The organism is Streptomyces pinistramenti (assembly GCF_020564935.1).
GTDB classification, from domain to species: Bacteria; Actinomycetota; Actinomycetes; order Streptomycetales; family Streptomycetaceae; genus Streptomyces; species Streptomyces pinistramenti.
Window position 1 is genome coordinate 22,129 of sequence record NZ_JAJCXB010000025.1, and the last position, 19,150, is coordinate 41,278.

Annotated in this window: 16 protein-coding genes and 2 tRNA genes; 4 read left to right on the plus strand and 14 right to left on the minus strand. The window is 70.1% G+C overall.

Going from position 1 to position 19,150, the window contains the following annotated elements; all coding sequences use genetic code 11:
* Positions 1-15: 15 nt before the first annotated feature.
* Entirely contained in the window at positions 16-786 is a 771-nt protein-coding gene (locus tag LIU39_RS18715) for a DUF881 domain-containing protein (RefSeq protein ID WP_227047905.1), read from the minus strand.
* Positions 787-983: 197 nt separating this feature from the next.
* On the opposite strand from LIU39_RS18715, the gene crgA reads away from it, so the two are divergent.
* Positions 984-1,238, plus strand: a complete 255-nt coding sequence (crgA, locus tag LIU39_RS18720; RefSeq protein ID WP_227047906.1) for a cell division protein CrgA — start codon at positions 984-986, stop codon at positions 1,236-1,238.
* Positions 1,239-1,518: 280 nt separating this feature from the next.
* On the opposite strand, the gene LIU39_RS18725 is transcribed toward crgA, so the two are convergent.
* Positions 1,519-2,427, minus strand: a complete 909-nt coding sequence (locus LIU39_RS18725) for a rhomboid family intramembrane serine protease (RefSeq protein ID WP_227047907.1) — start codon at positions 2,425-2,427, stop codon at positions 1,519-1,521.
* 177 nt (positions 2,428-2,604) lie between these two features.
* The gene (locus tag LIU39_RS18730; protein ID WP_227047908.1) at positions 2,605-3,138 is read right to left on the minus strand and encodes a peptidylprolyl isomerase; all 534 of its coding nucleotides are present in this window, start codon (positions 3,136-3,138) and stop codon (positions 2,605-2,607) included.
* 351 nt (positions 3,139-3,489) lie between these two features.
* Here LIU39_RS18730 and LIU39_RS18735 point away from each other — a divergent pair, with 351 nt between their 5' ends.
* Positions 3,490-4,206, plus strand: a complete 717-nt coding sequence (locus LIU39_RS18735; protein ID WP_227047909.1) for a DUF5324 family protein — start codon at positions 3,490-3,492, stop codon at positions 4,204-4,206.
* A 220-nt stretch (positions 4,207-4,426) separates the two neighbouring features.
* On the opposite strand, the gene LIU39_RS18740 is transcribed toward LIU39_RS18735, so the two are convergent.
* Positions 4,427-4,499: transfer RNA gene (locus tag LIU39_RS18740), tRNA-Ala, on the minus strand.
* Between the two features lie 128 nt (positions 4,500-4,627).
* Here LIU39_RS18740 and LIU39_RS18745 point away from each other — a divergent pair.
* Both LIU39_RS18745 and LIU39_RS18750 read left to right on the plus strand, forming a co-directional pair.
* Complete coding sequence (locus tag LIU39_RS18745) at positions 4,628-5,176, plus strand: helix-turn-helix domain-containing protein (RefSeq protein ID WP_227047910.1); 549 nt, start codon at positions 4,628-4,630, stop codon at positions 5,174-5,176.
* A gap of 54 nt (positions 5,177-5,230) precedes the next feature.
* The gene (locus LIU39_RS18750; RefSeq protein WP_227047911.1) at positions 5,231-6,571 is read left to right on the plus strand and encodes a serine/threonine-protein kinase; all 1,341 of its coding nucleotides are present in this window, start codon (positions 5,231-5,233) and stop codon (positions 6,569-6,571) included.
* Positions 6,572-6,614: 43 nt separating this feature from the next.
* On the opposite strand, the gene LIU39_RS18755 is transcribed toward LIU39_RS18750, so the two are convergent.
* The 10 genes from LIU39_RS18755 to gnd all read right to left on the minus strand — a co-directional run bounded on the left by LIU39_RS18755 (position 6,615) and on the right by gnd (position 19,050).
* Positions 6,615-8,039, minus strand: a complete 1,425-nt coding sequence (locus LIU39_RS18755) for a hypothetical protein (protein ID WP_227047912.1) — start codon at positions 8,037-8,039, stop codon at positions 6,615-6,617.
* Positions 8,033-10,009, minus strand: a complete 1,977-nt coding sequence (locus LIU39_RS18760) for a vWA domain-containing protein (RefSeq protein WP_372463969.1) — start codon at positions 10,007-10,009, stop codon at positions 8,033-8,035. The genes LIU39_RS18755 and LIU39_RS18760 overlap by 7 nt, the downstream gene beginning before the upstream one ends.
* 189 nt (positions 10,010-10,198) lie before the next feature.
* Positions 10,199-10,333, minus strand: a complete 135-nt coding sequence (locus LIU39_RS18765; RefSeq protein WP_003958712.1) for a DLW-39 family protein — start codon at positions 10,331-10,333, stop codon at positions 10,199-10,201.
* 190 nt (positions 10,334-10,523) lie between these two features.
* Positions 10,524-10,597: transfer RNA gene (locus LIU39_RS18770), tRNA-Ile, on the minus strand.
* Positions 10,598-10,685: 88 nt separating this feature from the next.
* Complete coding sequence (locus LIU39_RS18775; RefSeq protein ID WP_227047914.1) at positions 10,686-11,366, minus strand: DUF3566 domain-containing protein; 681 nt, start codon at positions 11,364-11,366, stop codon at positions 10,686-10,688.
* 15 nt (positions 11,367-11,381) lie between these two features.
* A complete protein-coding gene (gene gyrA, locus LIU39_RS18780; protein ID WP_227047915.1) occupies positions 11,382-14,006 on the minus strand; it encodes a DNA gyrase subunit A in 2,625 nt (874 codons plus the stop codon).
* A 50-nt stretch (positions 14,007-14,056) separates the two neighbouring features.
* The gene (gyrB, locus tag LIU39_RS18785) at positions 14,057-16,111 is read right to left on the minus strand and encodes a DNA topoisomerase (ATP-hydrolyzing) subunit B (protein WP_308409397.1); all 2,055 of its coding nucleotides are present in this window, start codon (positions 16,109-16,111) and stop codon (positions 14,057-14,059) included.
* Positions 16,112-16,421: 310 nt separating this feature from the next.
* Entirely contained in the window at positions 16,422-16,955 is a 534-nt protein-coding gene (locus LIU39_RS18790) for a DciA family protein (protein ID WP_227047916.1), read from the minus strand.
* The gene (gene recF, locus LIU39_RS18795; RefSeq protein WP_227047917.1) at positions 16,952-18,133 is read right to left on the minus strand and encodes a DNA replication/repair protein RecF; all 1,182 of its coding nucleotides are present in this window, start codon (positions 18,131-18,133) and stop codon (positions 16,952-16,954) included. The genes LIU39_RS18790 and recF overlap by 4 nt, the downstream gene beginning before the upstream one ends.
* Positions 18,134-18,171: 38 nt before the next feature.
* Positions 18,172-19,050, minus strand: a complete 879-nt coding sequence (gene gnd / locus LIU39_RS18800) for a phosphogluconate dehydrogenase (NAD(+)-dependent, decarboxylating) (protein WP_227047918.1) — start codon at positions 19,048-19,050, stop codon at positions 18,172-18,174.
* Positions 19,051-19,150: the final 100 nt, after the last annotated feature.

Sequence of the window (19,150 nt, forward strand, 5' to 3'; positions counted from 1 at the left end):
GGCCCGGCGGGCGGGCTACGGCTTCACAGGCTGTGCGTAGTGGAGTTCCACTGTGCCGGAGTAGCCGGGAAGAGTCACCGCCTCGTGCTGCTCGACTTTCCAGCCCAGGCCGTAGGCGTTCACGTACTGCAGGTAGTTCTGGATCGCGGGCGAGGCGTTGAGCGCCTTGCTCAGCGCCTCGCGGTCACCGATCGCGGTGATCGTGTACGGCGGTGAGTAGACGCGGCCCTGGAGGATCAGGGTGTTGCCGACGCAGCGCACCGCGCTGGTGGAGATCAGCCGCTGGTCCATGACCCGGATGCCCTTGGCGCCGCCCTGCCACAGCGCGTTCACCACGGCTTGCAGGTCCTGCTGGTGGATGACGAGGTCGTTGGGCTGCGGCTCGGGGACGCCGGGGATCTTGGCGGTCGCGTTCGGCGGGGCATCGGTGAGGCTGACGGACATGCCCTGGCCGCGCAGCTTCTCGGTTCCGGCGTTCTCCTCCAGGGCCTTGACCTTGGCGTCCTGGGCCTCGGAGCTGCCGTTGTCGCGCCGGGCGAGTGCCTCGACGTCCTCGCGCAGGGCGGCGTTGCGCTCGTCGTGCGTACCGTTCTTCTGGCTGCGTTCCTGGATGAGGTCCGACAGCCGGAGCATGGAGTCGTCCGAACGCAGATCCGTGCCGCGGGCGGTGTCAAAGCTCAGCCAGAACATCAGCCCGGCGAGGGCGAAGACCGCGAGAGTGAGCAGACGCACAGGCCGCAGACGCGAGCGGGGCGGGCGTGCGGAGGAGTCGGCGGAAGTGCTCAACGTACCCTTGCTCCTTACGACGCCGCGGAAGCACTACGCTAACGGACGCCCCGGGGCGAGGAACCGCTCCCCGGCGCTTCCATCCGGCACCCATCCCGTACGCCCCCGCCATCCCGTACGCCCCCGCGTGGAAGGGGCACCTCCCGCTCGACGGAAGTCGAGAGTGGGGGAGCAGCGCATCGACAGGAGAGTTCCTCGTGCCGAAGTCACGGATCCGCAAGAAGGACGACTTCACGCCGCCGCCGGCGAAGACCACCAGCCTGAAGGTGCATTCAGGCCGTGGCTGGGTCGCGCCGCTGATGCTGGCGATGTTCCTGATCGGTCTCGCCTGGATCGTGCTGTTCTACGTGTCCGAGGGCGATCTGCCGATCAAGGCCATGGGCAACTGGAACATCGTGTGCGGATTCGGCTTCATCGCGGTGGGCTTCGGCGTCTCCACACAGTGGAAGTAGCGCAAGCCCTGCCCAAGGCCATCCACACGGTTATCCACAACCGGGGAAAACTTCAGAAGATCTGTGGATAACCTCTCGGATGTTGACGCCGGTGTGACCGGTGGCACCCCCACCGACCCCCCTGCGCCCCCTGTCCTTACTGGGGAAACGCAGGTCCGTGCAATCCGGGGCAGGTGTTCCCCACAGCGTGCACAAGATCCGCCACGCGCTGTGGACAACTTGACGGAACGGGGCCTCGTGCCCTAGTTACCCCCAGCCCCGACGAGGCGCAGCGGGCCCTTCAGCCCACCAGCTGGAGGGTCCGTACCCACACCACGGCGACGATCGCCAGCAGCGCGACCACGCACGTCAGGGTGTGCACCAGCGTCCGGCGGTCGCGCGGCGCGTGCACCATGCCGTACGCGACCGCGGCGCCCATCACCAGACCGCCGACGTGCGCCTGCCAGGCGATATTCGGCCACAGGAAGGTGAAGACGAGGTTGAGGGCGAGCAGGATCAGGACCGGCTTCATGTCGTGGTTCAGCCGGCGCAGCAGCACTGCCGTCGCGCCCAGAAGCCCGAAGATCGCGCCGGAGGCGCCGAGCGAGGGCTGGTTCTGCGCGGCGAGGAGATACGACAGGGCGCTGCCGCCGAGCCCGGCGATCATGTAGAGCGCCACGAAGCGGACCCGGCCGAGCGCCGCTTCGAGGGGCGGGCCCAGCCACCACAGCGACAGCATGTTGAACGCGATGTGCGCGATCTGCTGGTGCAGGAACATCGCGGTGACCAGGCGGTACCACTGGCCCTCCGCGACGCCGACGAGCTGGTACTGATCCGGGTCGAAGGCCAGGCCGATCAGGTCGAGGCGGCCGACCAGGCCGGCGTCGGCCGCGGACACCGCGATGAAGAGGGCCACGTTGAGGCCGAGCAGGATCTTGGTGATCAGCCGCGGGTCGGCGGCGATCGTGCCGCCCGCGATCGTGCGCGGGGCCGTCGCGTGCGCCGAATGTCCGGTGCCGCTGCCGTCGCGTACGCAGTCCTGGCACTGGAAGCCGACCGAGGCGCTGACCATGCACTCCGGGCAGATGGGCCGCTCGCAGCGGGTGCAGTGGATGCCGGTCGCACGGTCCGGATGGCGGTAGCAACCGGGGAGGCCGCGCTCGCCGTCCGCGTTCTGCGGCTCCTGTGGGCTGCCTGGCACCTGATCCATCGGTCCCTCGTCCTCTCTGCGGCTGAGCGCGTCATCACAGCACACCCGCCGGTCGCCCGGCCAGCGCCCATGGCAGGCATCGCGGCCTTGGTACGCCGCCCGGACACGCTGTACGCCCCGCCTGGTCTACGACCGGGCGGGGCGCAATGGTTCCCTCGGGCGGGATGCCCGTGTGCGTCAGCCTTCGCGGGTCTCCACGACGACCGACTCGATGATGATGTCCTGGACGGGACGGTCGGTGCGCGGGTTGGTCCCGGTGGCACCGATGGCGTCCACGACCTTCTTGCCGGCCTCGTTGCCGACCTCACCGAAGATGGTGTGCTTGCCGGTCAGCCAGGCGGTCGGGGCGAGGGTGATGAAGAACTGCGAACCGTTCGTGCCGGGGCCGGCGTTGGCCATGGCCAGCAGGTACGGCTTGGTGAAGGCCAGCTCGGGGTGGAACTCGTCGCCGAATTCGTAGCCGGGTCCGCCGGTGCCGTTGCCCAGCGGGTCGCCGCCCTGGATCATGAAACCGCTGATGACACGGTGGAAGACGGTGCCGTCGTACAGCTTGTCCGTGGACTTCTTGCCGGTTGCCGGGTTGGTCCATTCCCGCTCGCCGGTGGCGAGTTCGACGAAGTTCTTGACCGTCTTGGGTGCGTGGTTCGGCAGCAGCCGAATCTCGATGTCGCCCTGGTTGGTCTTCAGGGTGGCGTAGAGCTGCTCAGCCACGGATCTACCTTCCATAAGTCTTCGCTGTCGGTTCCCGATCCTCGCACGGGGCGGCTCCCTCGTCGCCCGGCCACCGCTCTCCGGGCGGGCATGGCGGCTCTTTTCCGCCGCCGCCCCGCCGCGCCTCCGGACGACGCGCGACGGGGGCCCGCCGGATCCGGGGCGCGGTGCGGCAAACCGTGGCATTGTCATCCCAAGGCTCCGGAAGGTCCCCAATGACCCGGATGCCCGCCAGCACCTGCCGTGCGATGAGCGAGCGGGCATGATCTTCAATCGGGTGGACAGGCGACACAGCAGACATGGGGGAGCAGCCCCCACAGCCCCGGACACGCCACCGAGGAGGAGGATCCCGTGACCCGCAAGGACAGCGTGCGCGCCGCGACCGGTACGGCCAAGGACAGCGTGCGGCACGCCGCGGAGGTGGTGGCTCCGTATGCCGGTACGGCCAAGGACACCGCGGTGCAGTTCGCCCAGGAAGCGCGTACGCGCATGACACCGCTGATGGCGGAGGCCGCCCAGCAGGCCCGCGACCGGTACGACGCCCATCTCCACCCGCGGATCGAGCACGCCCGTGGCGCGCTGCCGCCCCGGGTCGACGCGGCGGCGACCCGGGCCGCCTGCCGTACCCGCAGCGCCGCCAGGCAGGCCGCCGACTACACCGCGCCCCGGGTGGAGAGCGCCGTGCACACCGCGCGCGCGGCGGCCGAACCGGTGCGCGATGAGGCGTTCGCCCGTGGCAGCGCCGCGCTCGCCGCGCTGCGCGGGCAGGTGACGGCGGCCGAGATCGAGAAGCTCGCGAAGAAGCACCGCAGGCGCTGCAGGACCGGCAAGGTGGCCAAGCGGCTCGTGGTGGTCGGCATCCTGGCCGGCGGTGCGGTCGCCGCCTGGAAGTGGTGGGACAAGCAGGCCAACCCCGACTGGCTGGTGGAGCCGCCGGCCCCGACCGAGGTCAGCGGCCGGGGCCGGCTCAGCTCGGTCGACGGCAGCGAGGGCGCGGCTCTGGACCCGGAGGTCCAGGCCAAGCAGGCCGAGGCCGACGAGCGCGGCAAGGGCGGCAGCAGCGCCTGACCGGCGGCGGCAGGTGTGCCGGCGGTGCCCGTCATCCCACGGTGGGGTGACGGGCACCGCCGTGCCGGCAGCCACTACCGGGTGGCCTGCACGACCGTGGCGCCGCCCGGCGGACGGGCCGGTCGCCAAGGAGGTTTCGGGCCCCCGCGGCCGTCTCGCCCGCGGCAACGAAAAGACCCCCTCCGGTCCGCTGTGATGCGGTTCGGAGGGGGTCTGGCTGTGGAGCCTAGGGGAGTCGAACCCCTGACATCTGCCATGCAAAGACAGCGCTCTACCAACTGAGCTAAGGCCCCTTCGCGGACCAGGGTACCTGGTGCTCCGGTGGTTTCCCGACCGGGTATCGCCGGACACCGTCGCTCTCCGTAGGATGCACCGCGAGATTCGCGGCAGCGAAGCGGGATCGGGGAGATGGGGAGACGGCATGGATACAGCACAGCAGGAAGCCACCGCGCGGGCCCGGGAACTACAGCGCAGTTGGTACGGGGAACCTCTGGGTGCGCTGTTCCGCCGTCTCATCGATGATCTCGGTCTCAACCAGGCGCGGCTCGCCTCCGTTCTCGGTCTTTCCGCCCCGATGCTGTCGCAGCTGATGAGCGGTCAGCGCGCGAAGATAGGCAACCCGGCCGTGGTGCAGCGGGTGCAGGCGCTGCAGGAACTGGCCGGCCAGGTCGCCGACGGCAGTGTGAGCGCCGCCGAGGCCACCGACCGCATGGACGAGATCAAGAAGACCGCCGGAGGCTCGGTGCTGAACAACACCGCGCAGGCGGCGTCGTCGACCGGTGCGACGACGGTGCGGCGCGTAGTGCGCGAAATCCAGTCACTCCTGCGGTCTGTTTCGGACGCAGGCGACATCATCGATGCGGCGAACACCCTCGCCCCCACTCACCCCGAACTGGCAGAGTTCCTCAGGGTCTACGGTGCCGGTCGCACCGGCGACGCGGTCGCGCACTACGAGGCGCACCAGGGTTAAGCACAGCGCGGACCCGCAGCGGAGCGAGCGGATTTCGGGAGCGGACGGGGCACCATGGGTGAGATCTTCGCCGGTCGGTACGAGCTGATCGACCCGATCGGACGCGGTGGTGTGGGTGCGGTCTGGCGCGCCTGGGACCACCGGCGCCGCCGCTACGTCGCGGCCAAGGTGCTCCAGCAGAGCGACGCGCACACCCTGCTGCGGTTCGTCCGCGAGCAGGCGCTGCGGATCGACCATCCGCACGTGCTCGCCCCGGCGAGCTGGGCAGCCGACGACGACAAGGTGCTGTTCACCATGGATCTGGTGAACGGCGGCTCGCTGGCGCATCTGACCGGTGATTACGGCCCGTTGCCCGCACGGTTCGTCTGCGTTCTGCTGGACCAGTTGCTGGCCGGGCTGACCGCGGTGCACGCGGAGGGTGTGGTGCACCGCGACATCAAACCGGCGAACATCCTGCTGGAGTCGACCGGCACCGGCCGCCCGCATCTGCGGCTCTCCGACTTCGGGATCGCGATGCGCAAGGGTGAGCCGCGGCTCACCGAGACCAACTACGTGGTGGGCACGCCGGGTTACTTCGCGCCCGAGCAGATGTGGGGCGCCGAACCGGACTTCCCCGCCGATCTCTTCGCCGTCGGCCTGGTCGCGCTGTATCTGATCACGGGCGTCAAGCCGGACTCCGAGGCGCTGGTGGGGCACTTCTTGGAGCACGGTGTCCCGAACGCGCCCGAAGGGGTGCCGGAGCCGCTGTGGCAGGTGCTGGCCACGCTGCTGCACCCGGACCCGGAATCGCGGTTCAGGACGGCGACGGGGGCGCGCAAGGCGGTGCTCTCCGCGGCCGAGCTGCTACCCGAGGCGACGATCGAGGAAGAGATCGTCGAGGTCTTCGACCACATAGGGCCGCTGCCTTCGGGCTTCGGTCCCGACGGGCCGCTGCGCGCCGCGAAGGGCGGCGACGGCATCGGGGGCGGCACTGCGCCGGCGGCCGGGCAGACCTCGATGTCCGACACCGGAAGCTTCGTTCTCGCGCCTCCTGGTGGGCAGTTGCCCGTGCCGCAGCCGCCGAGCGCCCCGCCGACGCCGGTGCCACCACGGCCGGATACCGATCCTCCGGTGCCGCGGATGCCCGCCGCGCAGGCCGGGCCGCCCCCGGGAGCGGGGTACCGGCCGACCGCGGCGGTGCAGCAGGATCCACCGGCGACCCGGCCGTACACGGCGGCTCCGCACCCGGCCACCGGACAGCCCCCGGTCATGGCGCCCGGTGGGCACCCGCCCCTGGCACAGGCCGTCGCCGCACCGGCGAGACGGCCGGGACCGCCCCCGAAGGTGGCGGTCCCGGTACTGATCGTCGCGCTGCTGTGCATCGCGTTCGGGGTCTGGGCGCTGCTCTCCTCCTGACACGCCGGTCCTGCGGGCGCCGGGGCGGGCGGCCCCGGCGGCACTACCAGCCCCGCGGCTGCCCGAACTGCTCCGGCGGCAGGCCCTCTTGGGACGGCGGGGCAGGCGGTGCCGGGCGCTGCTCCGTGGTCCGGGACGGGGACACCTGCTGCGGGAGGGACGGCGGCGCGGCCGGGACCTGCGCGGCCCCCTGCCGTCGCGCCATGAGCGTCCAGGCCGCCAGGCCGGCCAGCAGCACCACACCCGCGCCCAGCCCGGCGTAGCCCAGCGCCCGCAGGCTGCCGCCGTCCGCCGCCTGCTGCGCGGTCAGGCCCTTGTCCGCCGTCTCACGGTCATCGGGTGTGACGGTGAAGTCGCGGGTCGGCTCGGCATATCCGGGCCCGGCGTGGGCCTTTCCCCGGACATCGACCCGCAGGGTGAGGTCGGTGCCCTTGGGGAAGAACGGGGCCGTGTCGGGGTGGAGGGTGACCTCCAGGTAGTACCAGCCCGCGAACCGCATCGCCTGGACGGAATCGCTGTAGCCGAAGCGGTTCCCGTAGTCGACCGGCGCGGTGAACAGCTTGGCGGCGGCCGGCTTCCCGTCGTACGGGACGAAGGCGTTGTCGTCGACCGTGCCGCGCGCCGGGTTGTAGACGGTCAGGCCGAGTGCATCCGGGACGTGCGCGGAGGCGGTGGCGGTGGAGTTGGGGAGTTCGGCGCTCAGGTTCAACCGCTGGCCCCAGTCGACGGGCACCCGGTAGAAGCGGGTCTCGCCCGGCCGGATGCGGTCCTTCCACAGGCCCTGTCCGACGGATCCCGCGTCGTTGAAACCCGTGCCGCCCCGCGCCTTGCGCTTGCTGCCCGTGGTGGGCGGGGGCGGCGTCCCGGTGGGCCGGCTGCCCTCGGCGGGTTTGCCCGGGGTGCTGCCCTTGAGGGCGGGCTCGGTGAGGCGGGTCAGCTCGATCGGCCAGGGGTCGGGCCCGGAAGTGGCCGAGCCCTCGCGGCCGACGACGAGGTAGTACGGGCCGGCGCTCTGGCAGGCCGTACGGTCGGGGCCGATCCGGCGGGTGGCGTAGTCCGCGATGGGATAGGGCGCGCCGCCGCCGTGGAAGGCCGCATCGGCGTCCCTGTCACAGGTGGTGCCGCTGCTGTCCTGCACGCTGAGGGTCAGCTTGTCCCTGTGGTCCTCGACCTTGGCGCCGTGCGGCGGTGCGGCGACCACGGAGAAGTAGGCGTTGGTGCGGGCGTCCAGAGGGATCGCGTAGTACTTCCGCTCACCGCGCTTGAGGGTGTCGGTGTGCGGACCGTTGCCGAACTCCGGTACATCCGCCGTGCTGGCGGCGCCCCTGATCGGTGTCGCACCGTCCGCCGTCCGGTACGCGGGGAGGCCGTCGGCCGAGGCCACGCCCACCGCTCCCGGCATGATGGTCACCGCCGCCAGCGCCGTCAGTACGGCGAGCCCTCTGTGCGTCGTACGCCCCGTCACCACGATCCACCCCTCGTCGGATCTGCCTTCCCGCCGTCCGGCCGCGGCTTCCTGCGCGCGCGCAGGAAGGCCACCGCGAGGCCGGCGAGCAGCAGCACGCCCACACCGATGGAGACAACCGGCAGCCACGGACCGGAAGTCCATCCTCCACCGCGGCCGGGCCCGTTGTCCGCCGAGGCGGTGGAATGGTCCGGTGCGGCCTCCGCCAGCGCGGCCGAGCCGGCCTGCGGGCCGGCCTTCGCCGTGCCCAGCACCGCAACCCGCAGCACCACACCGATCTGCCGATCGCGGGCGATCTCGGCGGCCTTGGCGCCCAGCGTCACCGCGATGTAGAAGTCGCCCTTGCTGTGCACCGGCGTCACGTTGGGGTTCGTCTCGTAGCGGTTGGTCCAGGCGACCGGCACGGTCCCCATCCGGAGCGAGGCGGGGCGTCCGGTGTAGAGGGTCTGCGAGGTGAACTCGCCGGTTCCGCTGCCCACCGGGGCGCGGTGGGGCGTGTAGACCTGGGTGCGCCCGAAGGAGAAGCGCCCGCCGCGTCCCTTGACGGTCGGTTCGTTGGCGAACTCTACGTCGTAGCGCAGCTGCTGGCCCCAGCCGACCGGCACCTTGTACCAGAGGGTCTGTGCGGGCAGCAGGCGGTCCCGCCACACGCCCTGGCGCAGCGCGCGGGCGTCATTGAAGCCGGTGCCGCCCGTGACGTCCTGAGGGGCTCCTGTGGGCAGCGAGGCGCCCTTGCCGCCCGCGCCGTACTCCGGCTCCGACTGTGCCGGCGTGACGCCCTTCTTGAGCGGATGTTCCACGTGAAACATCAGCTCCAGCGGCCAGCGCGCGGCGTCCGACCCCTTGGCCGCCTTGCGTTGGACGGCCAGCCAGTAGCGGCCGGCCTTGTCACAGCCGCCGGTGCCGCTCTGGGACGGGATGCGGCTGACGGCAGAGGCGAGCGGAGTGGCTCCCTCGCGCTGGCCGAACAGTTCCGTGGTGGAGCCGCAGGAGCTGTCGGTGCCGTGCACGACCCGGGTGTTCAGGGCGTCGAGGGAGTCGACGGCGGCGCCGGGCTGCGGCGCCACGGTCGCCGAGAAGTCGGCGGTCGAGGTGGCGTCGAGGTCCGTGGCGTAATAGCGGGTCTCGTTGGGGCCGATGGTGTCGAGGTACTGCCCGGGAACAATGCCGGGGGCGCCCGTGCGGGCGGTCGTGCCGCGGACCTTCTCGCCCTTGAAACGGTAGCCGTCGGCGGAGAGTTGGCCGGCCCTGTGGAGCTGACGGGCCAGCGACCGGGCGTCCGGCGCATCGTAGTAACGGCCGTTGCCCGCCTTGGCGATGCACTCCAGCTGTTCCCTGGCCTGGCCCGCGACCTGGAAGCCGATCGCGTCGATCCGCAGGCCGTCGCCGCCCTTGCCGAGCTGTGCCGCCACCTCACAGGGCGGCGGCGTACGGCAGTTGTTCTCGCCGTCGGAGATCAGCAGGATCGTCCGGCTGCCGGCGGAACGGGCGCTGCGGGGCGGCAGATCCTTCGCTGCGCTGCGCAGGGACAGCCCTACGGGGGCGTCGCCCTGGGGCTGGACGGCGGCCACCGCCTTCTTGATGCCGGCCCGGTCCAGCGCGGTGACCGGCTGGGCGAGGCGGGTGCCGGCGCAGCCCTTGGGCCGGTCCGCTCCGTAGACCCGCAGTCCGGTGGGGTATCCGTCGGGCAGTGCGTCCACGGCCGTCCCAACGGCCTTGCGTGCGGCGGCGATTCGGGTGCTGCCTGAGCCGTCACTGCCGGCCATCGAGCCGGAGGAGTCCAGCACCATCACCATGCCGGAACCGTCGCCGGCCGGCGCTGCGGGCGCGGCCGGAGCGGCTGCGGCGGCCTGGAGCGGCGCCGCGCACAGGGCCAGCAGCAGCCCGCCGACCAGCGCCGCAGCCCGTCCTCGATGTCGTCGTAACACGTCCCTCTTCCCCCCTTGCGCCCCGTGCGGCACGCTCGCCCACATCAATTTTGCCAATGCAACTCAATAATGTGCTGTAGCAAACTCACGAGTGAGGCGTCACGGTCCCACAACGGCGGCCGCAGGCCCACCCGCCCGCGGCATTGACCGCAGCCCCGCCCGTCCCGCGACGCACGGAACCCCGGCCGCCAACAGGCGACCGGGGTCCGTACGAAATGTGCTGTGCGTCTGGTCTCACACACCCGAACCTGCGGGCACGGAGTCGGTCGCCTCCGTCCACAGATCCTGCTCGGCGCGATCCGCCTGGATCTGGCGGTACACGAGGAGCCCGCCGATGGCGGCCAGTGCGACCAGGAGAAGCTTCTTCACCGCGCGACCTCGTCTTTCGTTGACGTAGGGGACCTATGTGGGCCGATGATACACACCGGTCGATACCGATCGGTTACCTAGTCCACCGTTGGCAACGACCTGGCTCCGGCGCCGCGCGCAGCACCAACTTCCGTCCCCTGCAAAAGCATCGGCCCGGCCGGAGAAATCTCCGGCCGGGCCGATGCTGCGGTGCGGCTACCAGGACTTGAACCTGGGGCCTCTTCCTTATCAGGGAAGCGCTCTAACCGTCTGAGCTATAGCCGCTCGTTCGCTGCACCGAAAGATTAGCGCACTTCAGAGGCGTTCCCAAAATCGGTGAGCGGGCCGCCTCCACGGCCCGCTCACCGACCCGCTATTCGTCCTCGGCGAGCGTCAGCTCCACCCCGCCGACGAAGCCCGCCGACAGGTTGTAGATGAACGAACCGAGGGTCGCCAGCGCCGTCGCGAGCACCACGTCGATCACCGCGATGATCGTGGTGAACAACAGCACCCGCGGCAGCGAGAGGAACGACTCCAGGTCGAAGCCGCTGCCGTCGCTCGATCCGGTCGCCTGGCTGATCGTCCCGCCGACGGTGGTGAAGACGCCCATCGCGTCCATCACCATCCACAGCACGGCGACCGCCACGATCGTGCAGACACCCAGCGCGATGGACAGCAGGAAACTGACCTTCATCACGGACCACGGATCGGCCCGCGCCACCCGCAGCCGGGCCTTGCGCGTCCGCGGCGCCGTACGGGCCCCGGTGCGGGGCAGCCGCACCGACGGGGCGTCACCCTTGCCGCCGCCCGTGGCGTACGCCTGGGGCGGCTCGTAGGGCTGCCGGCCCGGCTGCTGCGCGGGCTGCGGCTGTGATTGCTGCGGGTACGGCTGGCGTGTATCGGTCACGGTTCCCCCCTGGTGCGAGCCCTCTTCCCGGGGGCCGCCGGATACGGCGGAGCCACGGGCGCTGTCATCCGTCACGGTTGCGGGTCCGGACGACGAGCCCTTCCCGGCTCCCGATCCACCCGCCGCAGCGCCCGTGGCTCCACTCACGACCTACTCCTCGTGCTATTCCGCCGCGGGCTGCCCGCCCTCGGCCGCCGCCGGCTCGGTCCCCTCGGCCTCAGTGGTCTCATCGGGCCCCTCGACCCCATCGACCTCTTCGGCCTCGCGTCCGGCCTCGGCGTTCCGTGCGATGCCGACGACGGCATCACGCTTGCCCAGGTTGATCAGTTGGACGCCCATGGTGTCACGGCCGGTCTCCCTGACCTCGCTGACCCGCGTACGAATCACGCCACCGCCGAGCGTGATCGCCAGGATCTCGTCGCTCTCCTCGACGACCAGCGCCCCGACCAGCGAACCACGGTCCTCCACGATCTTGGCCGCCTTGATGCCCAGACCGCCGCGGCCCTGGACGCGGTACTCGTCCACCGGTGTGCGCTTGGCGTACCCGCCATCGGTCGCGGTGAAGACGAAGGTATCCGCACGCACCACATTCATCGAGAGCAGTTCGTCATCCGTGCGGAAGCTCATGCCCTTCACACCGGAGGTCGCACGGCCCATCGGGCGCAGGGCTTCGTCCGTGGCCGTGAAGCGGATCGACTGCGCCTTCTTGCTGATCAGCAGCAGGTCATCGGCGCCCGACACCAGCTCGGCGCCGATCAGTTCGTCGTCCGTGCCGTCCTCCTGCTCGCGCAGGTTGATCGCGATCACGCCGCCGGACCGCGGCGAGTCGTAGTCCTTGAGCGGGGTCTTCTTCACCAGGCCCGCCTTGGTGGCGAGCACCAGGTACGGGGCGGCGTCGTAGTCCCGGATCGCCAGGATCCGGGCGATCTGCTCGTCCGGCTGGAAGGCCAGCAGGTTGGCCACGTGCTGGCCGCGCGCGTCCCGTCCGGCGTCCGGCAGCTCGTACGCCTTGGCGCGGTAGACCCGGCCCTTGTTCGTGAAGAACAGCAGCCAGTGGTGGGTGGTCGAGACGAAGAAGTGGTCGACGATGTCGTCTTCCTTGAGCTTCGTACCGCGTACGCCCTTGCCGCCGCGCTTCTGCGAGCGGTAGTCGTCGGTCTTCGTCCGCTTCACGTAGCCGCCGCGGGAGATCGTGACGACGATGTCCTCCTCGGCGATCAGGTCCTCGATGGACATGTCGCCCTCGAAGGGCACCAGCTTGCTGCGCCGGTCATCGCCGAACTTGTCGACGATCGCGGCCAGTTCGTCGCTGATGATCTGCCGCTGCTTCTCCGGCGACGCGAGGATCGACTTGTACTCGTTGATCTTCTGCTGGAGTTCGTCGTGCTCCGCGGTGATCTTCTGGCGCTCCAGAGCGGCCAGTCGGCGCAGCTGCATCTCCAGGATCGCGTTCGCCTGGATCTCGTCGATGGACAGCAGGCCCATCAGACCCTCGCGCGCCACGTCGACCGTGTCGCTGCGCCGGATCAGCGCGATGACCTCGTCGATCGCGTCCAGCGCCTTGAGCAGACCGCGCAGGATGTGCGCCCGCTCCTCGGCCTTGCGCAGCCGGAACTTCGTCCGGCGGACGATGACCTCGACCTGGTGGTTGACCCAGTTGCGGATGAACGCGTCCAGGGAGAGGGTGCGCGGCACCCCGTCCACCAGCGCGAGCATGTTGGCGCCGAAGTTCGTCTGGAGGTCGGTGTGCTTGTAGAGGTTGTTGAGGACGACCTTGGCGACCGCGTCCCGCTTGAGGACGATGACCAGCCGCTGGCCGGTGCGCGAGGACGTCTCGTCGCGGACGTCCGCGATGCCGCCGATCTTGCCGTCCTTCACCAGGTCGGCGATCTTCTGCGCGAGGTTGTCCGGGTTGACCTGGTACGGCAGCTCCGTGACCACCAGGCACTGGCGGTTCTGGATCTCCTCGACCGCCACCACCGCACGCATCGTGATCGAGCCACGGCCGGTGCGGTACGCCTCCTCGATGCCCTTGCGGCCGACCACCAGCGCGCCGGTCGGGAAGTCGGGGCCCTTGATGCGCTCGATCAGCGCTTCCAGCAGCTCCTCGTTGGACGCCTCGGGGTTCTCCAGCGCCCACTGGGCACCGGCGGCGACCTCGCGGAGGTTGTGCGGCGGGATGTTCGTCGCCATGCCGACCGCGATGCCGGCCGAGCCGTTGATCAGGAGGTTCGGGAACCGCGCCGGCAGGACCGTCGGCTCCTGGTTACGGCCGTCGTAGTTGTCCTGGAAATCGACGGTTTCCTCGTCGATGTCCCGCAGCATCTCCATGGAGAGCTGCTTCATCTTGCACTCGGTGTACCGCATGGCCGCGGCCGGGTCGTTGCCCGGGGAACCGAAGTTGCCGTTGGAGTCGACCAGCGGCATCCGCATCGACCACGGCTGCGCCAGGCGCACCAGGGCGTCGTAGATCGAGGAGTCGCCGTGCGGGTGGTACGTACCCATGACGTCACCGACGACGCGGGCGCACTTGTAGAAGCCCTTCTCGGGCCGGTAGCCGCCGTCGTACATCGCGTACAGCACGCGGCGGTGCACCGGCTTGAGGCCGTCGCGCACATCGGGCAGCGCACGCGAGACGATGACGGACATCGCGTAGTCGAGGTAGGAGCGCTGCATCTCCGTTTCGAGCCCGACGGGCTCGACGCGCATGCCCACGCCTTCAATGGCGGCAGGGGCGCCCTCGGCGGTCACGCCGTCCGGGATGATCGGGGGGTTCTCGTCGGCCATGCTGGTTCAAAATCCTTTCGAGCTGCGGCTGTTGTACGGGCCGACAGGGCTCAGATGTCGAGGAAACGGACGTCCTTGGCGTTGCGCTGGATGAACGAGCGGCGCGCTTCGACGTCCTCACCCATCAGCACCGAGAACAGGTCGTCCGCGCGGGCCGCGTCGTCCAGCGAGACCTGGCCGAGCACCCGGTGGTCGATGTCCATGGTCGTCACCCGCAGCTCCTCGGCGTTCATCTCGCCGAGACCCTTGAACCGCTGGACCGAGTCGTCCTTGATCCGCTTGCCGGCCTGCTTGCCCATCTGGATCAGCGCGTCGCGCTCCGGGTCGGAGTAGGCGTACTCGAAGTCGTCCCGGCCCCACTTGATCTTGTAGAGCGGCGGACGGGAGAGGTAGACGTGTCCGGCCTCGACCAGCGGCCGCATGAAGCGGAAGAGGAAGGTGAGCAGCAGGGTGTTGATGTGCTGGCCGTCGACGTCGGCGTCCGCCATCAAGATGATCTTGTGGTATCGGAGCTTCTCGATGTCGAAGTCCTCGTGGACTCCGGTGCCGAACGCCGAGATCAGCGCCTGGACCTCGTTGTTCTGCAGGATCTTGTCGACCCGCGCCTTCTCGACGTTGAGGATCTTGCCCCGGATCGGAAGGATCGCCTGGTACTCGGGGTTACGGCCGGACTTCGCCGAGCCGCCGGCCGAGTCGCCCTCGACGATGAAGATCTCGCACTTCGTCGGGTCGTTGGACTGGCAGTCGCTGAGCTTGCCCGGCAGCGACGCCGTCTCCAGCAGCCCCTTGCGGCGGGTCAGATCGCGCGCCTTACGGGCGGCGACCCGGGCGGTGGCCGCCTGGATGCCCTTGCGGATGATGTCCGCAGCCTCGTTGGGGTTGCGGTCGAGCCAGTCGGTGAGGTGCTCGTAGACCACCTTCTGGACGAAGGTCTTCACCTCGGTGTTGCCCAGCTTGGTCTTGGTCTGGCCCTCGAACTGCGGCTCGGCGAGCTTGACCGAGATGATCGCCGTCAGGCCCTCGCGGATGTCCTCACCCGTGAGGTTGTCGTCCTTCTCGCGCAGCAGCTTCTTGTCCCGCGCGTACCGGTTGATCAGGCCCGTCAGCGCCGCGCGGAAGCCCTCTTCGTGGGTGCCGCCCTCATGGGTGTGGATGATGTTCGCGAAGCTGTAGACGCCCTCGGTGTACTGGGTGTTCCACTGCATCGCGATCTCGACCGAGAGCATCCGCTCCTTGTCCTCGGCCTCCACGTCGATGACCGTCGGATGCACCAGCTCGCCCTTGCGCGAGTTCAGGTACGTCACGAAGTCGACGATGCCGCCCTCGTAGTGGTAGCGCACGGAGAGCGGCTTGCCCTCCTCGTCCACGTGATCGGGCCGCTCGTCGCGCAGCGAGATCGTCAGGCCCTTGTTGAGGAACGCCATCTCCTGGAAGCGCCGGGACAGCGTCTCGAAGCTGTAGACGGTGGTCTCGAAGATGTCGCCGTCGGCCCAGAACGTCACCGAGGTGCCGGACTCGTCCGTCGCCTCCTGCTTGGCGAGCGGCGCGGTCGGCACACCGAGCTTGTACTCCTGCGTCCATCGGTAGCCGTCCGTGCGGACCTCGACCGCCACCCGCTGCGACAGCGCGTTCACGACGGAGACACCCACGCCGTGCAGACCACCGGAGACCGCATAGCCGCCGCCGCCGAACTTACCGCCGGCGTGCAGCACCGTCATCACGACCTCGACGGCCGGCTTGTTCTCCGACGGCACGATGCCGACCGGGATACCGCGGCCGTTGTCGACCACGCGCACCCCGCCGTCGGGCAGGATCGTCACGTCGATGGTGTCCGCGTGACCGGCCAGCGCCTCGTCGACGGAGTTGTCGACGACCTCCTGGACGAGGTGGTGCAGACCCCGCTCACCCGTCGAGCCGATGTACATGCCGGGGCGCTTGCGTACCGCGTCCAGGCCCTCAAGGACGGTGATCGCGCTGGCGTCGTACGACGTCTCCACCGAGGAGTCGCCCATGGCGCCGGCCGGAACCCCCTCTTCGGTAGAAGCCGTGTTGTTCTCGTTGAGGTCGCCGGAGTCGGCCACGAAGCGCCCTTTCTGGCACAGCACGAGCCCTTCCGCGCCTGTGGGGAAAACCCCTGACAAGACAGGCGGGAGCGGCTGCGTCGTTCGACATGTTCCGCAAGTGGGCGGGATTGCCATCAGTCTACCGGTAGCGCCGACACTCATGGGGGTTTGCAGGCACCTGAGTCGTCATGTGCCGCCCTGAACTCACGTCCGCCGAATCCCCATATCCGAGAAGGGGCCCCAGGACGCTCACGCGGGCACTCAGCGCTTCGGGCTGTCAACCGGCCGCAACCGTGAGCGGGGTCTCACCGGAACCGCTCCCGGACGCCCGTCACCAGGGCTTGTGCACGGCTCAGCCGTACGTGTCCCCCGGGCCCTTGCTGCCCGGCGCCCGCAGCGGTCCGTACCGCCGCGCGGGGCCGCCGGGCCCCAGCACCTTGATCAGCTTGACGGTGCCCTGCCCCAGGTCCTGGTTGAGCCGCGCCACCAGCTGCGGCGCCAGCAGCCGCAGCTGCGTCGCCCATGCCGTGGAGTCGCACTGCACCGTCAGCACCCGGGCGTCCTCGTCGTACTTCTGCGGCTCGCAGTGCTGCGCCACCTCGGGCCCCACCAGCTGCGGCCACCGCCCCATCACGCCGCCGACCGCCGCCGGCGTCTCCCAGCCGCGCTCCGTGATCAACCGGTTGATCGCGGCGCCCAGCGGCAGCGGATCCCGGCCGTCCGCCCGCGCGCCCGACCGCAGCCCGCCGCGCCTGGCCTGCTTCTTCTGCTGCACGGCCGCGCCGCGCGCCCGCGCCTGCTCCTTCGCCGCCACCAGCGCCTGCCGCGCCAGATCGACGCCGGACAGCTCCGGCGGTTTGGGCGGCTCCGGCTGTTGGCCCGTCACGGCGCCAGCTTTTCCGCGGTGCCGTCGGACACCGCGAAGCGCGCACCGGCCAGCACCCCCGGCACGTCCTCGGCCACCGCAGCCGTCACCAGCACCTGCTCGCCCGGCGCCACCAGCTCCGCCAGCCGCTCCCGGCGCCGCGCGTCCAGCTCCGCGAAGACGTCGTCGAGGACGAGGACCGGCTCGCCCACCCGCCGTTCGCCGCCCTCCTGGGCGAGCCCCGCGGAGTGCTCCCCCTCCGACCGCAGCAGGTCGTAGGAGGCCAGCCGCAGCGCCAGCGCGTACGACCAGGACTCGCCGTGGCTCGCGTACCCCTTCGCCGGCAGCTGACCGAGCTTCAGCAGCAGGTCGTCCCGATGCGGCCCGACCAGCGTCACCCCACGCTCGATCTCGTTCTTGCGCGCCCCGCCCAGCGCCTCCAGCAGCACGCCGTACAGCTCCTGACGGGTCGAAGCCTCGGCCATCGCCTCGCCCGCCGAGCCGCGGTACTCAAGCCCCACCGGGCCGCCGCCCGGCGCCAGTTGCTCGTACGCCTTGTCCACCAGCGGCTGCAGCGTGGCGATCAGATCGAGCCGCTGCGCCAGCAACTCGGCGCCCGCGCGGGCCAGATGCTGGTCCCACACGTCCAGCGTCGACAAGTCCATCTGACGCCCGCCGTGCCGCCGCGCCAGCGCCGCGGTCTTCAACAGGGTGTTGCGCTGCTTGAGCACCCGGTCGTAGTCCGAACGCACCCCGGCCATCCGCGGCGAGCGGGCGGTGATCAGCTCGTCCAGGAACCGGCGGCGCTCGCCCGGGTCGCCCTTGACCAGCGCCAGGTCCTCCGGCGCGAACAGCACCGTCCGGACGATCCCCAGCACGTCCCGCGGCCTGACCTGCGAGGACCTGTTGATCCTGGCGCGGTTCGCCTTGCCCGGATTCAGTTCCAGCTCGACCAGCTGCTGCCGCTCGCCCTGGACGACGGCGGCCCGGATGATCGCGCGCTCGGCGCCCATCCGCACCAGCGGTGCATCGGACGAGACCCGGTGGCTGCCGAGCGTGGCCAGATAGCCGACCGCCTCGACGAGGTTGGTCTTGCCCTGGCCGTTGGGGCCCACGAACGCCGTGACGCCCGGTTCGAGCGGGACCTCGACCCGGGCGTACGAGCGGAAGTCGGCGAGCGACAGATGCGATACGTGCATGGAGCTGCGCCGACCTCCCGCGGCTGCGGACCTGCTGGTTACTTCTTGTTCTCCACCGCGTGACCACCGAACTGGTTGCGCAGCGCGGCGATCATCTTCATCTGCGGGGAGTCGTCCTGACGGGACGCGAACCGTGCGAACAACGATGCGGTGATCGCGGGCAGCGGCACGGCGTTGTCGATCGCGGCCTCGACCGTCCAGCGGCCCTCGCCGGAGTCGGCGGCGTACCCCCGCAGCTTGTCGAGGTGCTCGTCGTCGTCCAGGGCGTTGACCGCGAGGTCGAGCAGCCAGGAACGGATGACCGTGCCCTCCTGCCAGGAGCGGAAGATCTCCCGCACGTCGGTGACGGAGTCGACCTTCTCCAGCAGCTCCCAGCCCTCGGCGTACGCCTGCATCATGGCGTACTCGATGCCGTTGTGGACCATCTTCGCGAAGTGGCCCGCACCGACCTTGCCGGCGTGCACCGAGCCGAAGTCGCCCTCGGGCTTGAGCGCGTCGAAGATCGGCTGCACCTTGGCGACGTCCTCAGCGGAGCCGCCGTACATCAGCGCATAGCCGTTCTCCAGGCCCCAGACACCGCCGGAGACGCCACAGTCGACGAAGCCGATGCCCTTGGCCTTCAGCTCCTCGGCGTGCTTCTCGTCGTCGGTCCAGCGGGAGTTGCCGCCGTCCACGACGATGTCACCGGGCGAAAGCAGCTCGGCCAGTTCGTCGACCGTCGCCTGGGTGGCGGCACCGGCCGGCACCATGACCCAGACCACCCGCGGACCCTTGAGCTTGCCCACAAGCTCTTCGAGGCTGGGGACATCCGCCAGGTCAGGGTTGCGGTCGTATCCGACGACGGTGTGGCCGGCGCGGCGGATGCGCTCGCGCATGTTGCCGCCCATCTTGCCGAGACCGACGAGACCGAGCTCCATCAGAGACCCTCTTTGCACGTAGTCGTTGCTTTTCGTACCTGCATCGAGCCTACGCCCGAAGGTGCGTGCACACCTGTGGGCTCAAGCGCTCATAAGCCGG

Bases quoted from the DNA above. Each gene is read 5' to 3' on its own strand.
- LIU39_RS18725 (WP_227047907.1), bottom strand. From the start codon at position 2,427: ATGGATCAGGTGCCAGGCAGCCCACAGGAGCCGCAGAACGCGGACGGC.
- LIU39_RS18745 (WP_227047910.1), top strand. From the start codon at position 4,628: ATGGATACAGCACAGCAGGAAGCCACCGCGCGGGCCCGGGAACTACAG.
- LIU39_RS18750 (WP_227047911.1), top strand. From the start codon at position 5,231: ATGGGTGAGATCTTCGCCGGTCGGTACGAGCTGATCGACCCGATCGGA.
- LIU39_RS18760 (WP_372463969.1), bottom strand. From the start codon at position 10,009: ATGTGGGCGAGCGTGCCGCACGGGGCGCAAGGGGGGAAGAGGGACGTG.
- gyrA (WP_227047915.1), bottom strand. From the start codon at position 14,006: ATGGCCGACGAGAACCCCCCGATCATCCCGGACGGCGTGACCGCCGAG.
- recF (WP_227047917.1), bottom strand. From the start codon at position 18,133: ATGCACGTATCGCATCTGTCGCTCGCCGACTTCCGCTCGTACGCCCGG.
- gnd (WP_227047918.1), bottom strand. From the start codon at position 19,050: ATGGAGCTCGGTCTCGTCGGTCTCGGCAAGATGGGCGGCAACATGCGC.